27 protein-coding genes are annotated in these 24495 nt (G+C 67.0%); 16 read left to right on the top strand and 11 right to left on the bottom strand.

Going from position 1 to position 24495, the window contains the following annotated elements; all coding sequences use genetic code 11:
• Positions 1-46: 46 nt before the first annotated feature.
• The 8 genes from clpA to icd form a co-directional block, all read right to left on the bottom strand.
• The gene (clpA, locus tag AC07O4_RS13795) at positions 47-2368 is read right to left on the bottom strand and encodes an ATP-dependent Clp protease ATP-binding subunit ClpA (RefSeq protein WP_062471453.1); all 2322 of its coding nucleotides are present in this window, start codon (positions 2366-2368) and stop codon (positions 47-49) included.
• Between the two features lie 67 nt (positions 2369-2435).
• Positions 2436-2795 (bottom strand): ATP-dependent Clp protease adapter ClpS, encoded by a 360-nt coding sequence (clpS, locus tag AC07O4_RS13790; RefSeq protein ID WP_062471456.1) that lies wholly within the window; start codon positions 2793-2795, stop codon positions 2436-2438.
• A gap of 140 nt (positions 2796-2935) precedes the next feature.
• Positions 2936-3520, bottom strand: coding sequence for a hypothetical protein (locus AC07O4_RS13785; protein ID WP_495304815.1), 585 nt, complete (start codon positions 3518-3520; stop codon positions 2936-2938).
• Positions 3517-4560: a type VI secretion system protein TssA gene (locus tag AC07O4_RS13780; RefSeq protein WP_495304814.1), complete on the bottom strand. Its 1044-nt coding sequence runs from the start codon at positions 4558-4560 to the stop codon at positions 3517-3519. Before AC07O4_RS13780 ends, AC07O4_RS13785 begins: the two co-directional genes overlap by 4 nt.
• 26 nt (positions 4561-4586) lie before the next feature.
• On the bottom strand, positions 4587-5744 hold the full coding sequence (gene tssG / locus AC07O4_RS13775; RefSeq protein ID WP_495304813.1) for a type VI secretion system baseplate subunit TssG: 1158 nt from the start codon (positions 5742-5744) through the stop codon (positions 4587-4589).
• Positions 5741-6511, bottom strand: coding sequence for a TagK domain-containing protein (locus tag AC07O4_RS13770; protein ID WP_495304812.1), 771 nt, complete (start codon positions 6509-6511; stop codon positions 5741-5743). Before AC07O4_RS13770 ends, tssG begins: the two co-directional genes overlap by 4 nt.
• A complete protein-coding gene (locus AC07O4_RS13765; protein WP_495304811.1) occupies positions 6472-7296 on the bottom strand; it encodes a Clp protease N-terminal domain-containing protein in 825 nt (274 codons plus the stop codon). The genes AC07O4_RS13770 and AC07O4_RS13765 overlap by 40 nt, the downstream gene beginning before the upstream one ends.
• A 360-nt stretch (positions 7297-7656) precedes the next feature.
• On the bottom strand, positions 7657-8916 hold the full coding sequence (gene icd / locus AC07O4_RS13760) for an NADP-dependent isocitrate dehydrogenase (protein WP_062471491.1): 1260 nt from the start codon (positions 8914-8916) through the stop codon (positions 7657-7659).
• Between the two features lie 219 nt (positions 8917-9135).
• On the opposite strand from icd, the gene AC07O4_RS13755 reads away from it, so the two are divergent.
• The 3 genes from AC07O4_RS13755 (at position 9136) to AC07O4_RS13745 (ending at position 10374) form a co-directional block, all read left to right on the top strand.
• A complete protein-coding gene (locus AC07O4_RS13755) occupies positions 9136-9474 on the top strand; it encodes a hypothetical protein (protein ID WP_062471494.1) in 339 nt (112 codons plus the stop codon).
• Positions 9475-9626: 152 nt separating this feature from the next.
• Entirely contained in the window at positions 9627-9812 is a 186-nt protein-coding gene (locus AC07O4_RS13750) for a hypothetical protein (RefSeq protein ID WP_062471496.1), read from the top strand.
• Positions 9813-9903: 91 nt separating this feature from the next.
• Entirely contained in the window at positions 9904-10374 is a 471-nt protein-coding gene (locus AC07O4_RS13745; protein WP_492741142.1) for a DUF192 domain-containing protein, read from the top strand.
• Between the two features lie 69 nt (positions 10375-10443).
• Here the strand turns inward: AC07O4_RS13745 and AC07O4_RS13740 are convergent, their stop codons facing one another.
• Positions 10444-11025, bottom strand: coding sequence for a superoxide dismutase (locus AC07O4_RS13740; RefSeq protein WP_095745206.1), 582 nt, complete (start codon positions 11023-11025; stop codon positions 10444-10446).
• Positions 11026-11075: 50 nt separating this feature from the next.
• Entirely contained in the window at positions 11076-12389 is a 1314-nt protein-coding gene (gene xseA / locus AC07O4_RS13735; protein WP_492741143.1) for an exodeoxyribonuclease VII large subunit, read from the bottom strand.
• 312 nt (positions 12390-12701) lie between these two features.
• Between xseA and AC07O4_RS13730 the strand changes: the two genes are divergently transcribed.
• The 6 genes from AC07O4_RS13730 (at position 12702) to adk (ending at position 16626) form a co-directional block, all read left to right on the top strand.
• Positions 12702-13334: a MotA/TolQ/ExbB proton channel family protein gene (locus AC07O4_RS13730; protein WP_070060550.1), complete on the top strand. Its 633-nt coding sequence runs from the start codon at positions 12702-12704 to the stop codon at positions 13332-13334.
• Positions 13335-13479: 145 nt separating this feature from the next.
• The gene (locus tag AC07O4_RS13725; RefSeq protein WP_062471507.1) at positions 13480-13905 is read left to right on the top strand and encodes an ExbD/TolR family protein; all 426 of its coding nucleotides are present in this window, start codon (positions 13480-13482) and stop codon (positions 13903-13905) included.
• Positions 13906-14901 (top strand): tetraacyldisaccharide 4'-kinase, encoded by a 996-nt coding sequence (gene lpxK / locus AC07O4_RS13720; protein ID WP_495304810.1) that lies wholly within the window; start codon positions 13906-13908, stop codon positions 14899-14901. It abuts the gene before it with no gap.
• Entirely contained in the window at positions 14882-15064 is a 183-nt protein-coding gene (locus AC07O4_RS13715) for a Trm112 family protein (protein ID WP_013541700.1), read from the top strand. Before lpxK ends, AC07O4_RS13715 begins: the two co-directional genes overlap by 20 nt.
• Positions 15061-15834, top strand: coding sequence for a 3-deoxy-manno-octulosonate cytidylyltransferase (kdsB, locus tag AC07O4_RS13710; protein WP_495304809.1), 774 nt, complete (start codon positions 15061-15063; stop codon positions 15832-15834). The genes AC07O4_RS13715 and kdsB overlap by 4 nt, the downstream gene beginning before the upstream one ends.
• 135 nt (positions 15835-15969) lie before the next feature.
• Positions 15970-16626 carry an adenylate kinase gene (adk, locus tag AC07O4_RS13705; RefSeq protein ID WP_487847034.1) on the top strand — a complete coding sequence of 219 codons (657 nt, stop codon included), beginning with the start codon at positions 15970-15972 and terminating at the stop codon, positions 16624-16626.
• Positions 16627-16656: 30 nt separating this feature from the next.
• Here adk and AC07O4_RS13700 read toward each other — a convergent pair whose 3' ends face one another.
• Entirely contained in the window at positions 16657-17643 is a 987-nt protein-coding gene (locus AC07O4_RS13700) for an asparaginase (protein ID WP_495304808.1), read from the bottom strand.
• 73 nt (positions 17644-17716) lie between these two features.
• Between AC07O4_RS13700 and lexA the strand changes: the two genes are divergently transcribed.
• The 7 genes from lexA (at position 17717) to AC07O4_RS13665 (ending at position 24490) form a co-directional block, all read left to right on the top strand.
• Entirely contained in the window at positions 17717-18400 is a 684-nt protein-coding gene (gene lexA / locus AC07O4_RS13695) for a transcriptional repressor LexA (RefSeq protein WP_056581233.1), read from the top strand.
• Positions 18401-18541: 141 nt separating this feature from the next.
• On the top strand, positions 18542-18925 hold the full coding sequence (locus AC07O4_RS13690; RefSeq protein ID WP_495304807.1) for a hypothetical protein: 384 nt from the start codon (positions 18542-18544) through the stop codon (positions 18923-18925).
• 167 nt (positions 18926-19092) lie between these two features.
• Entirely contained in the window at positions 19093-20100 is a 1008-nt protein-coding gene (locus AC07O4_RS13685) for a D-2-hydroxyacid dehydrogenase family protein (protein ID WP_495304806.1), read from the top strand.
• Positions 20101-20104: 4 nt separating this feature from the next.
• Positions 20105-21265: an MFS transporter gene (locus AC07O4_RS13680; RefSeq protein WP_495304805.1), complete on the top strand. Its 1161-nt coding sequence runs from the start codon at positions 20105-20107 to the stop codon at positions 21263-21265.
• A 133-nt stretch (positions 21266-21398) separates the two neighbouring features.
• Complete coding sequence (locus AC07O4_RS13675) at positions 21399-22919, top strand: 3-hydroxyacyl-CoA dehydrogenase (protein WP_495304804.1); 1521 nt, start codon at positions 21399-21401, stop codon at positions 22917-22919.
• Between the two features lie 11 nt (positions 22920-22930).
• The gene (locus AC07O4_RS13670; protein ID WP_062471537.1) at positions 22931-23710 is read left to right on the top strand and encodes an oxepin-CoA hydrolase, alternative type; all 780 of its coding nucleotides are present in this window, start codon (positions 22931-22933) and stop codon (positions 23708-23710) included.
• Positions 23711-23770: 60 nt separating this feature from the next.
• Entirely contained in the window at positions 23771-24490 is a 720-nt protein-coding gene (locus AC07O4_RS13665; protein ID WP_056581250.1) for a Crp/Fnr family transcriptional regulator, read from the top strand.
• Positions 24491-24495: the final 5 nt, after the last annotated feature.

Here is a 24495-nt window from a genome sequence, read left to right as displayed (position 1 = left end):
CAGCGAATGCTACCGGCCTTTGACTTCGTTCCTCGAAGCGGCGGGATCAGCCCGTGGCGGCTTCCTCCGCTTCGGGCTTCGACTTGCCTTCCTTCTTCGGGATCGGCTGGATGTCGAGCAGCACTTCGTCCTTCTCGTCGAGGTCGACTTCGAGGCGACCGCCGTCGGTCAGGCGACCGAACAGCAGCTCGTCGGCCAGCGCACGACGGATCGTGTCCTGGATCAGGCGCTGCATCGGGCGTGCGCCCATCAGCGGATCGAAGCCCTTCTTCGCCAGGTGCTTGCGCAGCTTGTCGGTGAAGGTGACCTCGACCTTCTTCTCGCTGAGCTGGGTTTCCAGTTGCAGCAGGAACTTGTCGACCACGCGCAGGATGACCTGTTCGTCGAGCGCCTTGAAGTTGACGATGGCGTCCAGACGGTTGCGGAATTCAGGCGTGAACAGGCGCTTGATGTCGCCCATTTCGTCGCCGGCCTGCCGCGCGTTCGTGAAGCCGATGGTCGCCTTGTTCATGGTCTCGGCACCCGCGTTCGTCGTCATGATGATGATGACGTTGCGGAAGTCGGCCTTGCGCCCGTTGTTGTCGGTCAGCGTGCCGTGGTCCATGACCTGCAGCAGCACGTTGAAGATGTCCGGGTGCGCCTTCTCGATTTCGTCGAGCAGCAGCACCGCGTGCGGCTTCTTCGTGACAGCCTCGGTCAGCAGACCGCCCTGGTCGAAACCGACGTAGCCCGGAGGCGCGCCGATCAGGCGGCTCACCGCGTGACGCTCCATGTACTCCGACATGTCGAAGCGGATCAGCTCGATGCCCATGATGTAGGCCAGCTGCTTCGCGGCTTCGGTCTTGCCGACGCCCGTGGGGCCGGAGAACAGGAACGAGCCGATCGGCTTGTCGCCCTTGCCCAGGCCCGAACGCGCCATCTTGACCGCGGAGGCCAGCACTTCGAGTGCCTTGTCCTGGCCGAACACCACGCTCTTGAGGTCGCGCTCGATCGTCTGCAGCTTGCTGCGGTCGTCGTTGCTGACGTTGGCCGGGGGAATGCGCGCGATCTTCGCGACGATTTCCTCGACTTCGGTCTTGCTGATGGTCTTCTTGCGCTTGCTCGGCGGCAGGATGCGCTGGGCGGCGCCGGCTTCGTCGATGACGTCGATCGCCTTGTCGGGCAGGTGACGGTCATTGATGTACTTGGCGCTGAGCTCGGCCGCAGCCTGCAGGGCCGCCACGGCGTACTTCACGCCATGGTGTTCCTCGAAGCGCGACTTCAGGCCCTTCAGGATGTCGACGGTTTCCTGCACCGACGGCTCGACCACGTCGACCTTCTGGAAACGACGCGACAGGGCCGCGTCCTTCTCGAAGATGCCGCGGTATTCCGTGAAGGTGGTGGCGCCGATGCACTTGAGCTGGCCGCTGGAGAGCGCCGGCTTGAGCAGGTTCGACGCATCGAGCGTGCCGCCCGAGGCTGCGCCCGCACCGATCAGGGTGTGGATTTCGTCGATGAACAGGATGGCGTTCGGCTTGTCCTTGAGCGACTTGAGCACGCCCTTCAGGCGCTGTTCGAAGTCACCGCGGTACTTGGTGCCGGCCAGCAGCGCGCCCATGTCGAGCGAGTAGACCTGCGCCTCGGCGAGGATCTCGGGCACGTCGCCCTGGGTGATGCGCCATGCCAGGCCTTCCGCGATCGCGGTCTTGCCCACGCCGGCCTCGCCCACGAGCAGCGGGTTGTTCTTGCGCCGGCGGCACAGGATCTGGATGACGCGCTCGACCTCGTATTCGCGGCCGATCAGCGGATCGATCTTGCCGTCCTTGGCGAGCTGGTTGAGGTTTTGCGTGAACTGCTCGAGCGGCGAGGCCTTCTCGTTGCGTTCGCCGCCACCCTCTTCGCCCTCGCCTTGCGGAGCTTCGCCGCTGCCCTTGACGGCTTCCGGCGGATCGCTCTTCTTGATGCCGTGGGCAATGAAATTGACCACGTCCAGGCGGGTGACGCCCTGCTGGTGCAGGTAGTACACGGCGTGCGAATCCTTCTCGCCGAAGATCGCGACCAGCACGTTGGCGCCGGTGACTTCCTTCTTGCCGTTGCCGGTGGACTGCACATGCATGATGGCGCGCTGGATCACGCGCTGGAAACCCAGGGTGGGCTGGGTGTCGACATCATCGGTACCTGCCACTTGGGGCGTGTTGTCCTTGATGAAGTTGGTGAGCGACGCCCGCAGGTCGTCGACGTTCGCCGAGCAGGCGCGCAGAACTTCCGCGGCGCTCGGGTTGTCCAGCAAAGCGAGCAGCAGATGTTCCACGGTGATGAACTCGTGGCGTTGCTGCCGGGCCTCGACGAAGGCCATGTGCAAGCTGACTTCCAGTTCCTGGGCAATCATGTGATTTCCTTTTGCCTTGCTGTAAATAAGTTCTCAGATGGGTTGGAGCGCGTGCAATTCAACTGGTTCACGCGACCGGTTCGCTGACACATTGCAGCGGGTGCCCTGCCTGCTGCGCGGCCTCCATCACCTGATTGACCTTGGTGGCCGCCATGTCGCGGGAATAAACCCCACAGACACCCCGGCCATCGAGGTGGATCTTGAGCATGATCTGGGTCGCCGTTTCTCGGTCCTTGCTGAAGTATTCCTGCAGGATGACGATCACGAACTCCATCGGCGTGTAGTCGTCGTTCAGCATGACGACCTGGTACATCTGGGGCGGCGCCGTTTTTTGCGGGCGGCGCTCCAGAACGACCGAATCTCCGTCGTCGCCCGCCGGTTTCTGCGCCGGTGGGGTGCTGGGAGTTTTGGGAATTCTCGTTGCCATGAAAAAGATTCTATAGAGCGTGCAAGCACCGTGCCGACGCCAACAGACTTGGTGACGCCTATTCGACAAATCAAGAGGCATGCGGCGTGTACGACAGCACGAAGACAGACGTAAAAAAACCGGCAGATTGCCGGTCTTTTTTACAGATTGCGCAGAACAGGACCTTTGGGCGCCGGCAATTTCCGGCCCGGCACCCGGGTCGGCACCGGCAGATCGGGCGGCAAGGCGTCAATTTCTTCGTCGGTGAGTTCGCGCTCGGGAGCCGACTCTGCTTCCTCGTGAACGGCGGCGGGCAGCGTGAACGGGACTGGCGAGTTCTGCAACTCCGAATCCTCGTGCAAGGCCGGTACTGGTGGCAATGGTCTCGGCCGCTGCGGGGGTGAGGGTGCAACGGGCGGCGCAACCGGCCCTCCTCTTCTGCCCGTCAAGGTGGGGAGCGCTGGCGACAGCGCCTGCCATTCAGCCAGCCGCCGCGCATCCTGCTCTGCCTGCCACCGCGTCAGGGCCAAGTGTTGCGCTTTCTGATGTGCGGTTTGCTGCTGCCCTAGCAGCGCCAACTCGGCGCGGATCGCCAGCCGCATCTGTTCGCGCTCCGAATCCGAGGCACGGCGCTGCGCTTCGAGTTGCCTGCCGAGCCTGTGCGAGAACACCCAGAGGCCGAGCAAGGCGCCAGCGGCGCCGACCGCGAAGCAGATGACAAGAAAGTTGGCCTGGATCAGCGTCACAGCGAAGCCTCCTCGTCGGCATCCCATTTGCGCAGCAGATCAAGTGGAATGGCATCGGCCACCTGGGAAAACCGCAGGCCGGTCATGCGTTCGGCCTGCTTGAGCAACACGGCGACAGGACTGCTCGGTTCGTGGTTCTCGAACCATCGGCGGGCCTTGCGAATGTCACGCAGGATGTCGTCGCGTGTCGCCAGGCCCTCACCGGCTGGCGTGCTTGCCGGCCATGACGGAAGCGGATCAGGTCTTGTTGCGGCCGCGACAGGCGGCGCCGATGCCCCGGTTCGCTGGAATGGGGCCAGCACCCGCACCAGCGCATGCAGCGGAGGCGCGTCCGACCCCAGGTGCTGGCCAGCCCAGGCGACGATCTGCGCCGCCGCCTCGGCCGCTTGCGCCAACAGGCGCAGCGGCGCCTGGTCGTCGCCCGACGCCGCGGCCGCGAGGTCTGCCAGCTGCTGCGCCATGGCCTCCGGACTGGCTGCGTCCGGCGCTCGGGGCATCGTAAAGGCGCGCTCGACTTCACGCACCGTCAGGTGCCGCGCGGCATTGGCTGCAATGACGACTTCTCGCACGTCGCTCAACAGGCCCTCCGGATCGGCCAGCGCAGCGAGCGCATTGGCGCGCACGGCCGGGTCGCGCTCGCCTTCGATCACCAACTGGGGGTGCACCGCTTCGGGCCAGGTCCGCAGCGCCTCGACCAGCAGCACCAACGACTGCGCAAGCCCTGCCGCCTGCGCCAGACGGGTGCGTGCTCGGCACAGCCAGACAAAGAGATTGATGTCCCGCGTCCGCAACAGCAGCCGACGGCAGTCCCGTTCGATCTCGGCCCAATTCGGCGCGTCGGGTGCTCCGACGAACTGCCCGTACTGCGCATCGCCACGCGGGGACATGCGCGCCAGCAGGACGGCGTATTCGGCGTCGTACTCCAGGCTGGGGCCACAAGGCGCTGTCGCGCTGAAGGGAGACAGCCGGTCGCCCGCCTCGATGCGGGCGCGCGTGGCGTAGGCGGTGGGCTCGGCGTCGGTGTGGATGGGAGCGGTCATGGAGCAGGTTTCTCGAAGGGAAAAATTCAGCGTGCTGCCGTCGCCTGGCCGTGATGACGCGAGCCGATGTACGCCTCGGGCTCGAACACCATGCCGACGGTGTAGCCGGGCGTCGAACGCGGCGCATCGACGGCAGGCCGCCCGTCTTCCGCGCTGCCGGAACCGCCGAGCCAGGTAGACCACCCGAGCTTCTCGGCATCATCGAGCCGTGCCGGCGGGGTGCTGTCGTTGCGTACTCGCAGTTCCACCTCCCAGACGAATTCGTAGCCGACAAAGCCGCGCACCCATTCGACGAGCAAGTCCAGATCCTGCCCCTGCGGGGTGAAACGCAGGTACTGCTCCAGGCTCAGCGGGCCGAGCACGAGCCGGAACTTGTTCTGCCGGTCGGCCACGACCTCCCCCGCCATGGCTCCGACGCCCATGATGCTGGAGGTCCGCGCGCGCCCCAGGTGACTCTGGTCCTCGGGATCGATCCGGATCCAGTGGCGCACGAATTCCTGCAGCTGCACGGGCACGGTGAAAAAGTGCGCCAGCGTGGCGGCCAGCCCGTCGGGATTGCGGGCTTCGCGGGCCAGGTGGGTCGAGGCTGCCAACCGGGCGTGCGCGGGCAGCACCGAATCGCAGATCTCGAGCGGGTCGTGCCCTGTCAGGCGTGCGATGTAGCGGCTGAACGCCTCGTCCTCCGACCGGTCGAGCCCGGCAGCGGCCTGCCCTTGCGCCCACGCCCGGTACATGTGCGTCAGGTAGCGGTGATGGAACAGGTCGAGAAAGTCCGCCAGGGTGCTGTCGTTGTGGTTTTCCGTGCGGTCTCGCACCAGTTCGGTGTAGTGCAGCGGCAACGGGCCGTTGGGGCCCAGGAGCCCGAGGCCGTACAGGCGCACGACCGGCAGCGTCGGGTTGTTGCCGGACCGCGTCGGCGACGCTCCCGGCACCCGACGCTCCGACTCGCCGGGCAGCACCACGCTGGCGATTTCGCGCGGCGCGAAGGTCAAGGCTGCCGCCTGCCCCAGCCGGAACGGCTCCTGCTGAGGGCGCTTGGCCAAGCCGACGGGGGGATGCTGCAGGTGGGACGCGCCGAAGCGCCTCAACAGGGACAGGAAGCCGAACCTCCACGGCGCACGCCGCAATCGTCCCAGCATGTCTTGAAGTGTCCTGCCGGGGGCAGCTTCCGGGGATTTCGTCATGGCTTCCCCTCGCCTTCGTCGCTGTCCACGCGGTGCGGCGTTGTCGACCCCAGGTGAAGATGGCTGTCAGGCGACAGGTCATGGTGCTCTTGCCGTGTCAGGCTGGGCAATGGCGCACGGCTGTCGCGCGCCAGTTCCGGGGCGAACAGGCCCAGCACGTCCTCGGGCACCTCCTGGTCGAGCAAGCCTGATCTCACGAGGGGCTCGAAGTCTTCGATGATCCGGTCGATGCCCTCGCGCGGCAGCAGGATGTCGCGCAGCAACGGGTACGGCTCGGCCTGCCGGCGCAAGTCATCGAGCGTGGGCGCGGCTTCGTTGCCCGATGCCAGCAGGCCCTCCCAGTCGACACGCCCCGAGAGTTGAGCGGGATCGCGCACGACGCGGACGAACTCCTCGTGCAGTTCGTCGAGCAGGCTGGCCGGGCGGCCATCGCCACGGGCCGGCGGGCTCGCCGCAGGTCGCGCTTGCCCAGCCGCGGGCGCATCACCGAGAAGCCCCGCCAGGACATCGGCAACGGGCGACGGCTGCGCCCCCGCGATGTCGAGAACGCCGAAGGGGTTCGCCAGCACATCCACGTGCTCGTCGCGCTCGCCGCCCTCCGGACGGTCGTTGAAGGCCAGCACACGCAAATCGAAAGGTGGCGCGTCGGACGCAGGCGTGTGCGACGCCGCGCCTCGCTCGGCATCGGCGGACCCGCGCCGACCAGGCGCCTGCGTGCCCGGCTGCCTCACGTCGGCCGGGGCGCCTTGCTCGACCGTGAAACGCAACAGTCCGAGTTCCAGCGTGTCCCCTGGCGCGACCGGCACGCTCGCTCCTGCGGGTATCGCCCTTCCACGCCGCGCTTGCAGGGCTCGCTGACCTGCATCGCCATCAACCCCATGATGCGGTCGAGCTGCAGTTGAGCCTGGCTGCGCAGGATGACCGGATCGATCTGCCCTTGAGACGCGCGCTCGGTCAGATCCGTGCAGTAGCGCCGCAACGCCGACTTTCCATCCAACGCCGCATCGGCGAGCGCGGCGCTGGCTTCACCAGGCAGCGCTGATAGCAGACCGGCGCCATCGTGCGGTCCTTCCTGCCCTTCGGGGGAGCCGACCACGATGGCACCGATGGCCTCCGTCAGTTGATCTGCAGGGATTCGCTGGAATGCAGGCGAGATGCCAAGAAGCACGCGCCGCAGGTCAGGCGTCTGAAGCAGCGCAGCAAACAACCAAGCACCACGCACGCAATGCGCGCCGAACTCGAGACTCGAGAGCACCCACGCGCGCTCGATGGCAGCTTCGATGTGACTGGAGAAATCGGTCAGCGAGGTGGCACCCGATGGCAAGCTGGACAAGGCCGATGCGAAGTCTTTCTCGATGGCTTGCGCGTCGATCTGGTAGTGCCGGCAGATGCGGTGCAGGTCGCTGTCGTTGAGCTGCCAGAGCTGGTGAATCCAGTGCGTCAGTTCGACATAGGGATTGCCGCGCAGCTTGGCAAAGGCGGTGGCGGATTCAATGCCGCGAAACAAAGTGAGGTTGAGCTTGCCGAACAGCGCTCGCCGAGAGATCGTCATTGCGCGATCTGCCGTGCAGCGTGCACGCCCTGTTCGATCGGGTCGTCTGCGAGGCCCCCTGTTGCCAGGCAGATTCCTGCGTTCTTTTTCCCCACTTCGCGCCCCCTATGCTTCTTGGAATGGGCGCGATTCTGGCGGCTCGCCGCGAGGCAAACACAGCACAGTTTCTACCAATAGTTAAACGAAGGACGGAGCCTATTGATCTGTGATGTTTGCCCGCAGCTCCTTACGTTCAGAGCACAAAGGAGGTAATTCACTAACGATATCGCGAGGGCGACAAGCAAGAAAAAACCCTCGAGTCCTTTCGGAAGCTCGAGGGCTTGATAAGGGGCCGACGTTTCTCGACGTCAGCGATCGCAATTACATGTTGTCGATCATGACCTGACCGAAGCCAGAGCAGCTCACTTGCGTCGCGCCGTCCATCAGGCGCGCGAAGTCATAGGTGACCTTCTTGCTGGCGATCGATTTTTCCATCGAGCTGATGATCAGGTCGGCCGCTTCGGTCCAGCCCATGTGGCGCAGCATCATTTCGGCGGACAGGATCTCGGAACCCGGGTTCACATAGTCCTTACCGGCGTACTTGGGGGCCGTGCCGTGGGTGGCCTCGAACATGGCGACGGTGTCGCTCAGGTTCGCACCCGGTGCGATGCCGATGCCACCGACCTGTGCGGCCAGCGCGTCGGACACGTAGTCGCCGTTGAGGTTCAGCGTGGCGATCACGCTGTATTCCGCAGGGCGCAGCAGGATCTGCTGCAGGAACGCATCGGCGATGCTGTCCTTGACGGTGATTTCCTTGCCCGTCTTGGGGTTCTTGAACTTCATCCACGGACCTCCGTCGATCAGCTCGGCGCCGAATTCCTTGGCAGCCAGGTTGTAGCCCCAGTCACGGAAGCCACCTTCGGTGAACTTCATGATGTTGCCCTTGTGGACCAGGGTCACGCTCGGCTTGTCGTTGTCGATCGCGTACTGGAAGGCCTTGCGCACGAGGCGCTCGGTGCCTTCGCGCGAGACGGGCTTGACGCCGATGCCCGAGGTGTTGGGGAAGCGGATCTTCTTGACGCCCATCTCGTCCTGCAGGAACTTGATGAGCTTCTTGGCCTTGTCGCTTTCGGCTTCGAACTCGATGCCGGCGTAGATGTCTTCCGAGTTCTCGCGGAAGATGACCATGTTGGTCTTGTGCGGCTCGCGCACCGGGCTGGGCACGCCCTCGAAGTACTGGATGGGCCGCAGGCAGACGTACAGGTCGAGTTCCTGGCGCAGCGCCACGTTCAGCGAGCGGATGCCGCCGCCGACGGGCGTGGTCAGCGGGCCCTTGATGGACACCACGTAGTCGCGCACCGCATGCAGGGTTTCCTCGGGGAGCCAGACGTCGGGGCCGTAGACCTTGGTCGACTTCTCGCCGGCGTAGACCTCCATCCAGTGGATCTTCTTCTTGCCGCCGTAGGCCTTGGCCACTGCGGCGTCCACCACCTTGAGCATCACCGGCGTGATGTCCAGCCCGGTGCCGTCGCCTTCGATGAACGGAATGATCGGCTGATCGGGCACATTGAGCGAATTGTCAGCGTTGACCGTGATCTTCTGGCCTTCGGTCGGGACTTTGATGTGCTGATAGCTGGACATGAGGGGGCTTGACTCCGGGAGTGACGTAATTCGAACGACTGTCTGCGAATTCAGACAGCGAGGGAGAATCGCTGTACAGCGCGCTAACAAATCGCTGTACATTTTAGACGCAACCCATCAGCGGACAATTGTCAACCGTAGGGCGATAGAGCCCGTTACTGGCTGACCTTCTGCTCGCCGGGAGGCGTTTCCAACCAATTCTCGATAGAGGAATCATCAATGAGCAAACTTCTCGCAGTCATGATCGCTGGCCTGTTCGCCGCTGGCGCGTACGCCCAGAACCCGGCCGGTACCACGCCCGAACAAGGCAACGCGACCAACAGCAAGCCGCAAGCTCGCGCTGAAGCCAAGAAGGAAGCCAAGCCCGCTGGTCAAGTGGCTCCCGCTGCTGGCGACATCGCCAAGACGCCTGAAGGCGGCGCCTTCGGTGCCGACAAGGCTGGCGTTGCTGGCGAAAAGCGCGCCAAGACCCGCGACGATCGTCGTCGCAACAAGGACGGCAGCGTGAAGCGCAAGGCCACGCAAGGCGGCACGCCTGACATGCCCGGCGCCAAGTAAGCTGGTCTGTCCCCCTAAGAAAAGCGCTCTCCGGAGCGCTTTTTTTCGTTCGCAGTTTTGTTCAACCACTGTCAACCGGGGTTCTTGAGGTCCGTTGAATGGAGGCCTTCCGCAGGGAGGTGATCCATATCAACAATCTCAAAGGATTTCTCATGAACAAGCTGATCGCAGCCCTGGTCGCCGGCCTCTTCGCAGCCGGTGCATTCGCCCAAGCCGCCGAACCCGCGCCCGCAGCGCCGGCCGCTCCCGCGGTCCACAAGGCCAAGGCCAAGCACACGGTCAAGAAGCACAAGGTGCGTCACGTCTCCAAGGCCCACGCGGCCGCCAAGAAGGTGTAAGCTTTCGAGCTCCCGGCAATGCCCGCTTCAGCGGGCATTTTTATTGGTCACGGGCCGAACTCGTGTGTCCTGGCCCCGAAAGAGTCATCCGATGTTTCAGCGTCTCGCCGCGCTGCTTCTGGTGTCCGCGTCCTTCTTGGCGCCGGCCCACGCGCAGCAGCAAATCCAACCGCAACCCCAAACCGATCTGGCACGCACGCAGTTGTCGGTCGGCCTCTACAAGATCGATGCGCAGGTGGCGCAATCGCCCCGCGAGCGCGAGATCGGCCTGATGTTCCGCAAGACGATGCCGCAAGCCGAAGGCATGATCTTCGTCTTCGAGCAGCCGGCCACGCAGTGCTTCTGGATGCGCAACACCCTGTTGCCGCTGACCGCCGCCTTCGTGGCCGACGATGGCCGCATCGTCAATCTGGTCGACATGCAGCCGATGACCGAGAACTCGCATTGCTCCGAAGAGCCGGTGCGCTACGTGCTCGAGATGAACCAGGGCTGGTTCGCCAAGAAGAACATCAAGAAGGGCGCAAAGCTGGGCGGAGAGCTGTTCTCGACCGCCAAGCGCTGAGCAACTCAGCACCCGTAAAAAAGCCGACCCGCAGGTCGGCTTTTTTCATGGCAAGCGCCAGGTCCGGCTTCAGCCGAAGTTCTTCGCCGCGAAGTCCCAGTTGGCCAGCTTGGCCAGGAAGGTTTCGACGAACTTCGGGCGCAGGTTGCGGTAGTCGATGTAGTACGCGTGTTCCCACACGTCCACCGTCAGCAGCGCGGTGTCGGCGGTGGTCAGCGGCGTGCCGGCGGCGCCGGTGTTCACGATGTCCACCGAACCGTCGGCCTTCTTCACCAGCCACGTCCAGCCCGAACCGAAGTTGCCGACGGCCGACTTCACGAAGGCTTCCTTGAAGGCGTCGTAGCTGCCCCACTTGGCGTCGATGGCCTTGGCCAGCGCGCCGGTGGGTGCGCCGCCGCCTTGCGGCTTCATGCAGTTCCAGAAGAAGGTGTGGTTCCAGATCTGGGCGGCGTTGTTGTAGATGCCGCCGCTGGACTTCTTGACGATCTCTTCGAGCGTCATCGCTTCGAACTCGGTGCCCTTTTGCAGGTTGTTCAGGTTCACCACGTAGGCGTTGTGGTGCTTGCCGTGGTGGTACTCGAGCGTTTCCTTCGAATACTCGGGGGCCAGCGCGTCGATGGCGTACGGCAGGGGTGGGAGCACATGTTCCATGGTTTTTTCTCGTGGGTTGGTTGTGGGGAATGAAGGATTCTAGGAAGTAATCAGGGGGGCGGCGTCAGACGTGTTCCCGTCGCGCCGCCGGGCGTCACGGTCAGGTCGATTGAGCCATCGGAAAGGCGTGCGACCACGGCATCGCCGGCCTGCAGGCTGCCTGCGCTGACGACCGCACGGCCTTCGCCATCGGTCAGCAAGGCATAGCCGCGCTGCAGCACCAGAGCCGGGTCGAGCAGGCGCAGGCGCAGGGCCACGCGCTCGAGTCGCTCGCGCCGCTGCGTCAGCGAACGCGCGAACTTCGCGGAGAAATCGGTGGCGATGACCTGCGGCACCTGCGCCAATCGCTCCCGACGCGACAGCACCGCGTAGTGCAGCCGCTGCGCGTGGTGCGCCAGCCGCAACTGCTGGCGCGCGACCAGGCCCGATGGGCGGCCCAGCCGCGCGGCCGCCTGGTCCAGCCGTTGGCCGAGCACGTCGAGCCGCCCGCCCAGCGCATCGCCGAGCCGCTCGTCGAGCAGGTCGAGCGCGCCGAGCCACAGGTCGCGCGGCGCGCTGACGAGTTCGGCGGCAGCCGTCGGCGTCGGCGCGCGCAGGTCGGCACAGAAATCGGCGATGGTGAAATCGGTTTCGTGCCCCACGCCGCTGATCACCGGCACGGGACTCTGCACGATGGTGCGCGCCAGCGTTTCGTCGTTGAAGGCCCAGAGGTCCTCGATGGAGCCGCCACCGCGCACCAGCAGGATCACGTCGACGGCCGGCTCCAGCGTGTAGAGCGACTGCAAGGCGCGCACCAGTTCGGCCGGCGCGTTGGCGCCCTGCACTGCCGCCGGCGCCAGCACCACGGGAATATGTGGGACGCGCCGCCGCAGCGCGGTCACGACGTCATGCAGCGCCGCGGCCCCCAGCGAGGTGACAACGCCCACGGCACGCGGCATGGAGGGCAGCGCGCGTTTGCGCGCCGGGTCGAACAGACCTTCGGCCTCGAGGCGTGCCTTGCGCTGCAGGAACTGCTCGAACAGCGCGCCCTGCCCCGCGCGCCGCAGGCTTTCGACCACCAGTTGCAGATCGCCGCGCGGTTCGTACACCGCCAGCCGACCGCGCACCTCGACCTGGTCGCCGTCGCGCGGCGTGAAGTCGAGCAGACTCGCCGCGCGACGGAACATCGCGCAGCGCAGCTGGCCGGATTCGTCCTTGAGCGAGAAATAGCAATGGCCGCTCGACGCGCGCGAGAAACCGGAGATTTCCCCGCGCACCGAGACCGGGTTGAAACGCGCATCGAGCGCATCGGCCACCGCGCGGCACAGCGCGCCCACGGCCCACACGCGCGGCCCGGGCGCGGCATTCGGCTCCCTGAAGCTCATCGCGCCCCTCCGCCGCCGAGCGCCACTCTTCCACAACGGGCGCCGCGCCCCCCACTTTGGAGGGGTATGGTGGAACAGATGCACGAGTTCTCGTGCAAGCTGTTGATTTCATTAAAAAAAGTGCTGCTCAAAATTCAATCGATCTAACGGAAAGCCCGTCCCATGCGGGTTCGGAGACATTGCGCGATGGGTTAATCACAAAGTTATCCACAGAATCTGTGCGTCCTTGCCGACACGCAAACAAGCCGCGAGCCGATGGTGGCTCGGTGGATAATCGCCGCGCATTTGCAGTCTACGGGCCGGAGGATTTTCTTGTTTTCCATCATTGTTGCCGCGGGCTGGCCAATCTGGCCATTGCTCGCCTGTTCGGTCATCGCACTCGCGCTGGTCATTGAACGTTTCACCAGCCTCAAGACCGTCAAGGTCCTGCCGCCGAAGCTGCTGGACGAGACCATCACCGTGTCGCGCGGCGCGGTTCCCGGCCCGGATGTCGTGACCAAACTGGAAAGCAACTCGATGCTCGGCCAAGTGCTGGCCGCCGGCCTGCGCGCGCTGAACGCCAACCCGCGCTGCACCGAAGAAGACCTGCGCGCCGCCATGGAGGCCTCGGGCCGCACCGTGGCGCACAAGCTGGAACGTTACCTGCCGGCGCTGGCCACCATCGCCTCGGCCGCGCCGCTGCTCGGCCTGCTGGGCACGGTGATCGGCATGATCGAGATCTTCGGCTCGCAGTCGCCCGGCAGCGGTGCCGTCGGTTCGGGCAATCCGGCGCAGCTGGCGCACGGCATTTCGATCGCGCTGTACAACACGGCCTTCGGCCTGATCGTGGCCATCCCCACGCTGATCTTCTGGCGCTACTTCCGCAGCCGCGTCGACGAGTACCTGCTGAACCTCGAACTCTCGGGCGAGCGCTTTGCGCGCCACTTGAACGCACTTCGCAAATGACGGCCATCGCAGCAACCGACGGCCGCCACACCAGGGACACCGCGGAACCGGCTTCGCCGGGCCGCAGGTGTCGCCCCCGGAAGGGGGTTGGCGTAGCGACACGAAGTGCGCGCAGCCTGGGGGTGAGCCTATGACTCGGGGCCGCATGCAGTTTCGCCACGGCGCGCGCGACGAGCCGGAGATCAACCTGATCCCGTTCATCGACGTGCTGCTGGTCGTGCTGATCTTCCTGATGCTGTCGACCACCTACAGCAAGTTCACCGAGATGCAGCTGCGGCTGCCGACGGCGGACGTCGACGCGCAGCGCGACTACCCGAAAGAGGTGATCGTGGCGGTGTCGGCTGATGGCCGCTACGTGATCAACAAGTCGCCGCTGGCGGACCGCAGCGTCGACACCGTGGCGGCCGCGCTCGGCGCCGCCGCCACCGGCGGCAAGGACAGCGTCGTGATCATCAGCGCCGATGCCGCCAGCCCGCACCAGGCCGTGGTGACGGTGATGGAGGCCGCACGCCGTGCCGGCCTGATGCAGATCACCTTCGCCGCCCAGTCGACGGCCCAGGCCGGTCACTGAGTGTCGACCGGCGCGCGGCTGCAGGATGCCTGGCTGCGCCGCGGTGCGCTGGCCTGCCTGCTGTGGCCGCTGTCGCAGGTCTACGGCGCCCTCTTCGCGCTGCGGCGCGCCTTCTACCGATGGGGTTGGCAGAAAACCGGACGCGTGCCGGTACCCGTGATCGTGGTCGGCAATGTGATCGCGGGTGGAGCCGGCAAGACACCGGTCGTGATGGCCGTCGTGTGCCACCTTCAGGCGCGTGGCCTGCGGGTGGGCGTGGTGTCGCGCGGCTACGGCCGCCGCACCGACGACTGCCGTGAAGTCCAGGCCGACAGCGATCCGCAGGACGTCGGCGACGAACCCGCGCTGATCCACCATGCCACCGGCGCGCCGGTCTTCGTGGCCCGGCAGCGCATCGAGGCCGCACGCGCCCTGCTCGAACAGCACCCAGCCACCCAAGCAATCGTCAGCGACGACGGCCTTCAGCACCTGGCGCTGGCGCGCGACATCGAGATCTGCGTGTTCGACGACCGCGGTGTCGGCAACGGCTGGCTGCTGCCCGCCGGCCCCCTGCGCGAACCCTGGCCGCGCCATTGCGACCTGCTGCTGCACAGCGGCGAGCGGCCCGCCTTCGCCGAGGGCTACACCGCCACCCGCGAACTGGCGCCGTACGCCCTCGCGAAGGACGGCCGGCGCATCCCGCTCGACACGCTCGCCGGCCAGCCCGTGATCGCGCTCGCCGCCATCGCGCGGCCGAAGGCCTTCTTCACGATGCTGCGTGCACGCGGCCTGACGCTCGCGGACACCTTCGCACTGCCCGATCACCACGACTTCACCGGCTGGCAACGTCCGGCCGGTCCCGCCCTGCCCCTAATTTGCACGGAAAAAGACGCCGTCAAGCTCTGGCAGCATGCGCCCGACGCGCTCGCCGTGCCGCTGCACTTCGAACCCTCGCCGGCGTTCTTCGCCGCCCTCGACGCAAAGCTATCATCGCCCGATGGATACCAAGCTGCTTGAACTGCTCGTCTGCCCCGTCACCAAGGGCCCGCTGACCTGGAACGCCGAGAAGCAGGAACTCTGCTCGCGCAGCGCGCGCCTGGCCTACCCGGTGCGCGACGGCATCCCGGTGCTGCTCGAGAACGAGGCCCGCACGCTGTCCGACGAAGAGCTGGGCCTGTGAGCTTCACCGTTCTGGTGCCGGCCCGGCTGGCTTCGACGCGACTTCCCAACAAACCGCTGGCCGACATCGCCGGACTGCCGATGGTCGTGCGCGTGGCGCAACGTGCCCGCCAGTCCGGCGCCGCCCGCGTGGTGGTGGCCGGCGACGACGCCGCCATCATCGACGCCTGCAAGGCGCACGGCATCGAGGCCCTGCTCACCCGCCAGGACCACCCCAGCGGCACCGACCGGCTGGCCGAAGCCTGCGAACAGCTCGGACTCGACGGTGACGCGATCGTCGTCAACGTGCAGGGCGACGAGCCGCTGATCGACCCCGCGCTGATCGACGCCGTGGCCGCCACGCTGGCCGCGCGCCCGCAGGCCGCGATGAGCACCGCCGTCCATGCGATCGACTCGCTGGCCGACTTCATGAACCCGAACGTGGTGAAGGCCGTGCTCGATGCACAAGGCCATGCGCTGTATTTCAGCCGCGCGCCGATCCCCTGGTGGCGCGACGGCTCGTCGGGCGGCGCGGCGCCGTCGGTGCTGCCCAGCCCCGCACCGCTGCGCCACATCGGCATCTACGGCTATCGCGCAGGCTTCGTGCGGCAATTTCCGTTGCTGTCGCCCGCCCCCGTCGAAGCCACCGAGGCGCTCGAACAGTTGCGCGCGCTGTGGCACGGACACCGCATCGCGGTGCACGTGAGCGATGTGGCACCGGGCCCCGGGATCGACACGCCCGAAGACCTGGCACGCGTGCGCGCCGTCTTCGCGGCCGGCTCGCCTGCGTGAGTTGCAGGCCGCCCCGAGGGAGACGGCGGCAATTTGTCACGGGGACGCATGCTATCCTCAATGCAATTCCGCCTCGGCGCGCCTGAGGGCGCGCATGGGGCGCGACACAAAATCTAAGAACCTTCCGAGGACACCATGAGACTTATTTTGCTGGGCGCGCCCGGAGCAGGCAAAGGCACGCAAGCGACCTTCATCTGCCAGAAATACGGCATTCCCCAAATCTCCACCGGCGACATGTTGCGCGCCGCGGTCAAGGCAGGCACCCCCCTCGGGCTGCAGGCCAAGACGATCATGGATTCGGGTGCACTGGTCAGCGACGACCTGATCATCAACCTCGTGAAGGAACGCATCGCGCAGCCCGACTGCGACGGCGGTTTCCTGTTCGACGGCTTCCCGCGCACCATTCCGCAGGCCGACGCCATGAAGGCGGCCGGCGTCAAGCTCGACTACGTGCTCGAGATCGACGTGCCCTTCGGCGACATCATCGAACGCATGAGCGGCCGCCGCTCGCACCCGGCCTCGGGCCGCACCTACCACGTCAAGTTCAATCCGCCGAAGGTGGAAGGCAAGGACGACGTGACCGGTGAAGAGCTGATCCAGCGCGAAGACGACAAGGAAGAGACCGTGCGCAAGCGGCTCGACGTCTACAGCCAGCAGACCCGTCCGCTGGTCGACTATTACTCGGCCTGGGCCAAGACCGACCCGGCCGCCGCGCCGAAGTACCGCGCCATCCAGGGCGTGGGCACGGTCGACGAGATCACGCAGCGCGCGCTTGCCGCACTGAACAGCTGATTCAGAGGCTGATTCGTCAGCCTCTTTCTCCTAGCCGCCCTCCGCCTCCGGCAGGGCGGCCACTCCCAAGAGTTCCAGCACCAGCGCAACCCGCGCCTTCACCGGCGTGAGTGCGCCCGCGTCCCGCAGCCCGTCACCGGGTTTCGGCAGGATGCGTCCGTTCGCGCAGCGCGTGGCGCGCAGCACCGCCACACCGCCGTCCTGCGCCTTCAGCGCTGCGGCTTCCAGCGCGTGGTGCACGGTGCCGTTGCCGGTCGTGGCCACGACCAGGCCGCGCAAGGGCTCAGTCGACGGGAGCAGCAACGCCTCCACGATCGCACCGCTCGCGCCCGCGTGGCTCATGACGATCTCGACGCGGGGCCACGGCTTCGACACCGCCTCCAGCCGCGCCGCATGGAACGGCGCGCCCTGCGGCCACGCACGCACGCGCCGTACTTCGCCCTCTTCCACATAGCCGACCGGCCCCGCGTCGCCCGACGCGAAGGCATCGAGGCGGTAGGTGTGCACCTTCTGCACATCGGCGCCGCTGTGGATCGTGCCCGCGCACACCACCGTCACGCCCCGTGCACCGGGTGTCGAGGCAACAGCGAGTGCGTCGCGGACGTTCTGCGGGCCATCGGGCGACAGGGCCGTCGCCGGGCGCATCGCGCAGGTCAGCACCACCGGCTTGGCTGGCGCCAGCACCGCGTGCAGGAAGAAGGCGGTCTCTTCCAGCGTGTCGGTGCCGTGCGTGATCACGATGCCGGCCACATCAGGCTGCGCCAGCCAGTGTGCGCAGCGTGCGGCCAGCTGGCGCCAGGTGTCGGCGTCCATGTCCTTGCTGTCGAGCTGCGCGACCTGCTCCGCCACCAGCGTCACGCCGGCCGGCGCCTCGATGCCGCCCAGCAGGTCCGCCACCCCCACCTGCCCGGCGGTGTAGCCGATGTTGTCGCCGCTGCTGGCAGCCTTGCCGGCAATGGTGCCGCCGGTGCCCAGCACCACCACGCGGCGCGTCTCGGACGAAGAGGAATGAGTCATGGCTTGTCAACTTTTGAAAACTGGTTAAAAATACAGGTACTGGATATCTAGCCAGTGCCGCAAGGAAACCACTATGCAGTTCGCAGTGAAGCTTACCGCCCGCCAGCAGCAGATCCTGGACCTGATCCAGGCCGCCATCGCACGCACCGGTGCGCCGCCCACGCGCGCCGAAATCGCCAACGAGCTGGGCTTCAAGTCGGCCAACGCCGCCGAGGAGCACCTGCAGGCCCTGGCCCGCAAGGGCGTGATCGAACTCGTCAGCGGCACCTCGCGCGGCATCCGCCTCAAGGGCGATGCCCTGCGCTCGCTCCACGAAACGCGCCACCGCGAAGGCAACCAGTTCTCGCTTTCGCTGCCCGGCATGGCCCAGCTCGCGCTGCCGCTCATCGGCCGCGTCGCGGCAGGTTCGCCCATCCTCGCGCAGGAGCACGTCGACCAGACCTACTACGTCGAGAACACGCTGTTTCAGCGCCAGCCCGACTACCTGCTCAAGGTGCGCGGCATGTCGATGCGCGACGCCGGCATCATGGACGGCGACCTGCTCGCCGTGCAGGCCACGAAGGAAGCGCGCAACGGCCAGATCGTGGTGGCCCGCCTGGGCGAAGAAGTCACCGTGAAGCGCCTGAAGCGCAACAAGCAGGTGATCGAGCTGCACGCCGAGAACCCCGACTACCCGACCATCATCGTCCAGCCCGGCGAGCCCTTCGAAATCGAAGGCCTCGCGGTCGGCCTCATCCGCAACACGATGCTGATGTAGGCCCCGGGCCTGCTGCCCACAAGCAGCACCTCATCCGGCCGCGACAGGTGGCGGGCGTATGGCGCGAAGTCGCCATCACCCTGTCGTGGCCGATTCAAGAAATCCTGCCTGTGTTCAACCTCATACTTTTTTGGAGTTCACATGGGAATCGCCCTCCTCGCCATCGCCGACCTCTGGTCGCCCCTGCAATCGCTGGCCACCCGCTGGATGCCCGCCCGCCGCCCTTCGCATGGTGAGAGCGGCGACGCAGCGGCCGGCTTGCGCTACGTGGCCATTCGCCCGGCCTGCACGGCACGCACCGCTGGCAGCCCAGCGCCGGCCACATCGCCATCCACTGCCGCCACGCCCGCCCGCCCGCTGCGCGTGGTCCGCGTGGTCGACCGGCAAGGCTCGCAGCGCGGCTGCGCCAACCGGGTCGTGATTTCCGGCCGCATGGCCGACGTGTGCGCCGAACTCGACCGGCTCGCCGCACTGGAAGCTGCGGAAACCGGCAGCGGCGCGCCCCGCCCCAGCCACCTGCACTGAGAAAGTGCCAACGAACCCGCCGTGCCCGCGCAATCCGCGCCCCCCTCGTGAGCACGGCGGATTCACTGGAATCGGCCTGAAACAGGCCTCCCGGGCGCCATCCGGCGCCGGGTATCCAAACGTTCACACGTGCGACGTGCCGATGCTGCGAGGCACAATGGCATGCCATGAACATTGTGATCCTCGACGATTACCAGGACGCCGTGCGCAAGCTGCAGTGCGCCGCCAAACTGGACGCCTATGCCGCCAAGGTCTACACCAACACGGTCAAGGGCATCGGCCAACTGTCGGTTCGCCTCAAGGATGCGGACGTCATCGTGCTCATCCGCGAGCGCAGCCAGATATCCCGCCAACTGATCGAGAAGCTGCCCAAGCTCAAGCTGATTTCCCAGACCGGGCGCGTCGGCGGCCACATCGACGTCACGGCCTGCACCGAACGCGGTGTGGCGGTGGCCGAAGGCTCGGGCTCGCCGCAGGCCCCCGCCGAACTCACCTGGGCGCTGATCATGGCGGCCATGCGCCGCCTGCCGCAGTACATCAGCAACCTCAAGCACGGGGCCTGGCAACAGTCGGGCCTCAAGTCGGCGTCGATGCCGCCGAATTTCGGCGTGGGCTCGGTGCTCAAGGGCAAGACGCTGTGCATCTGGGGCTACGGCCGCATCGGCCAACTGGTGGCGCGCTACGGGCAGGCCTTCGGCATGCAGGTCGTGATCTGGGGCCGCGAGGCCAGCTGCGCCAAGGCGCGCTCCGACGGCTTCCAGGTGGCACAGAGCCGCCACGAATTCTTCGCCGCGGCCGACGTGCTGTCGGTGCACCTGCGGCTCAACGAGGACACCCAGGGCCTCGTCAAGCTCGAAGACCTCTCGCGCATGAAGCCGACGGCGCTGTTCGTCAACACCTCGCGCGCCGAGCTGGTCGAAGCCGATGCCCTGCTGGCCGCGCTCAACCGCGGCCGCCCCGGGCTGGCGGCCATCGACGTGTTCGAGAGCGAGCCGCCGCTGCAGGGCCATGCGCTGCTGCGCCTGGAGAACTGCATCTGCACGCCGCACATCGGCTACGTCGAGCAGGAAAGCTACGAGAGCTACTTCGGCCAGGCGTTCGACAACGTCGTGAGCTTCATCAAGGGCAACCCCACGAACATCGTGAACCCCGGCGCGCTGCAGGTCCGGCGGTGAGCGCATGAGCCGGCCCGCGCCGCAGCGAGGCGCGCTCTGGGCGCTGCTGGCCGGCAATTTCGTGATCGGCACGGGCGTGATGGTCGTGCCCGGCACCCTCAATGAGATCAGCGCCTCCTTGGCCATCAAGGTCGCCACCGCAGGCCAGCTGATCAGCGCGGCCGCCTTCGTGATGTGCTTGGGCGCCCCGCTGCTGGCCGCCGCGGTCGCCGGCTGGGACCGCCGCAAGCTGCTGGCCCTCACCCTGCTCTGGTACGCCGCAGGGCATGTCGCCGCGGCGCTCGTGCCCAGCTTCGGCGCGCTGCTGCCGGTGCGCATGCTGACGGTGATCGCGCCCGCCATCTTCACGCCCCAGGCCGCGGCCTGCGCCGGCATGCTGGTGCCGCCCGAGCAGCGCGGGCGCGCCGTCACCTTCGTCTTTCTCGGCTGGTCGGTGGCCTCGGTGCTGGGCCTGCCGATCGGCGCGCTGATCGGCGGCCACCTGGGCTGGCGCATGGCCTTCATGGCCATCGCGGCGCTCAGCGTCGTAAGCGCCGCCTCGGTCTGGCTCACGCTGCCCAGCGGCATCCGGCCCGCCGCGCTCACGGCCGCCGCCTGGTCGCGGGTGCTACGCAGCCCGGTGCTGATGGGCATCGTGTCGGTCACGGCGCTGCAGGGCGTCGGCCAGTTCGTGCTGTTCAGCTACTTCGGCCCGCTGCTCAAGCAGGGCTTCGGCGCCGATGCCAACACGCTGAGCCTGATGTGGGCGCTGTTCGGCGCCTTCGGCCTGCTGGGCAACATGGTGGTGAGCCGCTACATCGACCGCGTCGGCGCCGGGCGCATGGTGCTGCTGACGACCGGGCTGATCGCGCTGAGCCTGCTGCTGTGGCCGCTGGCCAGCACGCTGGCGTGGCTGGCGGTGGTGCTCGTGCCCTGGGGCCTGGGCTGCTTTGCCACCAACTCCTCGCAGCAGGCGCGCCTCGTGGGGCTGGCGCCCGCCCTGGCGCCGGGCTCGGTGGCGCTCAACAGCTCGGGCATCTACATCGGCCAGGCCCTGGGTGCGGCGCTGGGCGGCTGGCTGCTGGCGAACGACGCCACCGAGTGGATGAGCCGGGTCGGTCTTGCACTGATGCTGCTGGCCATGGGCTTGAGCATCGCCATCGACCGCAGCCGCCGCCCGGCCTGATTCCGATGCCCCGCGTAACACCCGGGGCGCGGGCCTCCCGCGAGATTGCAAAATCGGAGCTTTCGTCCGCGTCGCGCACCCGCGCCGGCGTGGCCGCCCCGGACACCCACCAACCCATGAGAACCTTGATCCCATGACAGTGAACTACCCCCGAATCGGCGTGATCGGCGCCGGCGCCATGGGGCGCGGCATCGCGCAGATCGCCGCCCAGGCCGGCAGCGAAGTGCTGCTGCTCGACAGCTTCGCAGACGCCGCCGAGCGTGGCCGCGAGGCCCTCGCCGCCCAATGGAACAAGCTCCACGAGAAGGGCAAGATCGACGCCCCCACGCGCGACGCCTACGTGGCGCGCGTGAAGGCGGTCGACGGCATGCAGGCGCTCGCGGGCTGCGACCTCGTGGTCGAGGCGGTCGTCGAAAACCTCGAGGTCAAGCGCACGCTGTTCCGCGAGCTCGAAGACGTGGTCGCGCCCACGGCCACGCTGGTCACCAACACCTCGTCGCTGTCGGTCACGGCCATCGCGGCCGGCCTGCAGCACCCCGCGCGCTTTGCGGGCTTTCACTTCTTCAACCCCGTGCCGCTGATGAAGGTGGTCGAGGTGGTGGCGGGCTTCAAGACCTCGCCCGAGGTCTGCCAGAAGCTGGCCGGCTATGCCACGCAGATGGGCCACAGCGCCGTGCAGGCGCAGGACACGCCCGGCTTCATCGTCAACCACGCGGGCCGCGGCTACGGCACCGAGGCGCTGCGCATCGTCGGCGAAGGCGTGGCCGACTTCGCCACCATCGACCGCATCCTGAAGGACCAGGCGGGTTTTCGCCTCGGCCCGTTCGAGCTGCTCGACCTCACGGCACTCGACGTGTCGCACCCGGTGATGGAGTCGATCTACCACCAGTACTTCGAAGAGCCGCGCTTCCGACCCAGCGTGATCACCGCGCAGCGCCTGGCCGCCGGCGCACTCGGCCGCAAGACCGGCGAAGGCTTCTACCGCTATGAAGACGGCGTGATGCAGCAAACGCCCGAAGCGCCGGCGCCGGTGATCGAAGGCACGCCCGCGGTCTGGGTGTCGCCGCGCGCCGCGCGCCGCGCCGAGCTGCTGCGCCTGGTGAACACGCTGGGTGCGCAGATCGACAGCGGGAGCGCTCCCGCACCGCAGTCGATCATCCTGGTCGCGCCGCTGGGCTTCGACGTGACGACGGTCGCGGCGGTCGAGCGGCTGGACGCCACGCGCACCGTCGGCATCGACATGCTGATCGACGACGCCGCCACCAAGCGCCGCGTGCTGGCCACCAACCCGGCCACGCGCCGCGACGTGCGCGACGCCGCGCACGCCCTCTTCGCGCGCGACGGCAAGGCCGTGAGCGTGATCCGCGACAGCGGTGGCTTCGTCACGCAGCGCGTGATCGGCGCCATCGTCAACATCGCCGCCGACATGTGCCAGCAGCGCGTGTGCACGCCGGCCGACCTCGAGACCGCCGTGCAGCTGGGCCTGGGCTACCCGCGCGGTCCGCTCGCCATGGGCAACCTCTACGGGCCGACCAACATGCTCGAAGTGCTGTTCAACCTGCAGACCGTGTATGGCGATCCGCGCTATCGCCCGAGCCCGTGGCTGCGCCGCCGCGGCGCGCTGGGCCTGAGCCTGCTGCACGAAGAAGAATAAGCACGCACACCATGACCGCCGAACTCAAGAGCACCAGCGAAGGCAGCACCATGGTGCTGACCATCGTCAACCCGACCCAGCGCAATGCACTGGGCCCCGAGATCTATGCCGCCGGCATCGAGGCGCTGAACGGCGCCGAGAGCAGCGACGAGATCCGCAGCGTCGTCATCGTGGGCGAAGGCGCCTGGTTCTGCGCCGGTGGCTCGCTGCAGCGGCTGCTGGCCAACCGCCAGCTCGACCGCTCGGTGCAGGCCGAGAGCATCGAGGGCCTGCACAACTGGATCGACTCGATCCGCACCTTCCCCAAACCGGTCATCGCGGCCGTCGAGGGCGCGGCGGCCGGCGCCGGCTTCTCGCTCGCGCTGGCCTGCGACTTCGTGGTGGCCGCGCGCGACGCCGTGTTCGCTGCCTCGTACAGCAACGTGGCGCTGTCGCCCGACGGCGGCCTCAGCTGGCACCTCGGGCAGGCGCTGCCGCGCCAGCTGGCGAGCGAATGGCTGATGAACGGCGAGCGCATCGAGGCCGCGCGCCTGCATGCCTTCGGCCTCGTCAACGAGCTCACCGACAGCGGACAGGCGCTGGCCGGCGCGCTGGCCCTGGCCACCCGCCTGAACGCGCGCGCACCGAACTCGCTGGCCAGCATCAAGGAGCTGCTGAGCGACGCGCGCGGCGCCACACTGGCGTCGCAGCTATCGCAGGAGCGCGATCATTTCGTGCGCAACCTGCACCACGCGAACGCGGGCATCGGCATCGCCGCGTTCCTCGACAAGACACCGCCACGCTACGAGTGACGCCTGACGGCGTCGCTCCCGAGACACCCCACAGCTTTTCAGTCGCCGAGAGGACAGACCATGGACGACCCCATTCTTACCATCGAAGAACGTGAAGCGATCAACAGTGGTCGCTGGTTTTCTTCCCTATCTCCATCGCTACGGCACGACATCCTCCGATGCGCCTTTGTCAAACGCTACAAGGACGGCGACCTGCTCGCCGCGCGCGGCGACCCGCCCGAGCACTGGATCGCCTGTGCCAAGGGGGCGTTGCGCGTGAGCTCGACCGCGGTGTCGGGCAAGCAGGTGACGCTGACCTACGTCGAGCCGGGCATCTGGTTCGGCGACGTGGCGATGTTCGACGGGGAGCGGCGCACGCACGACACGTACTCGCACGGCGACACCACCGTGCTGTGCGTGGCGCGCGCCGACTTCCAGAAGATCCTGGCCACGCACGTCGAGCTGTACGAAGCGCTGATGCGGCTGCAGGCGCGACGCATCCGCACGCTGTTCGGGCTGGTGGAAGACCTCAACACCCTGCCCTTGCGCGCACGCCTGGCCAAGCAACTCATTCATCTGGTGCGCAGCTACGGCGTGCCCAGCCTGGACGACGGCAGCCAGACGCGCATCGGCCTGCAACTGGCGCAGGAAGAACTCGCGCAGCTGCTCGGCGCCTCGCGCCAGCGGGTCAACCAGGAACTCAAGACGATGGAGCGCGAGGGCACCATTCGGATCGAGCCGGCCGGACTGGTCGTGCTGGACCGCTCGGCGCTGATGCAAATCTCCGTAGCAGACAACTAAAAGAA

The organism is Variovorax sp. GW821-FHT09D04 (assembly GCF_059416405.1).
This window is presented reverse-complemented; position numbering and strand designations above follow the sequence as displayed.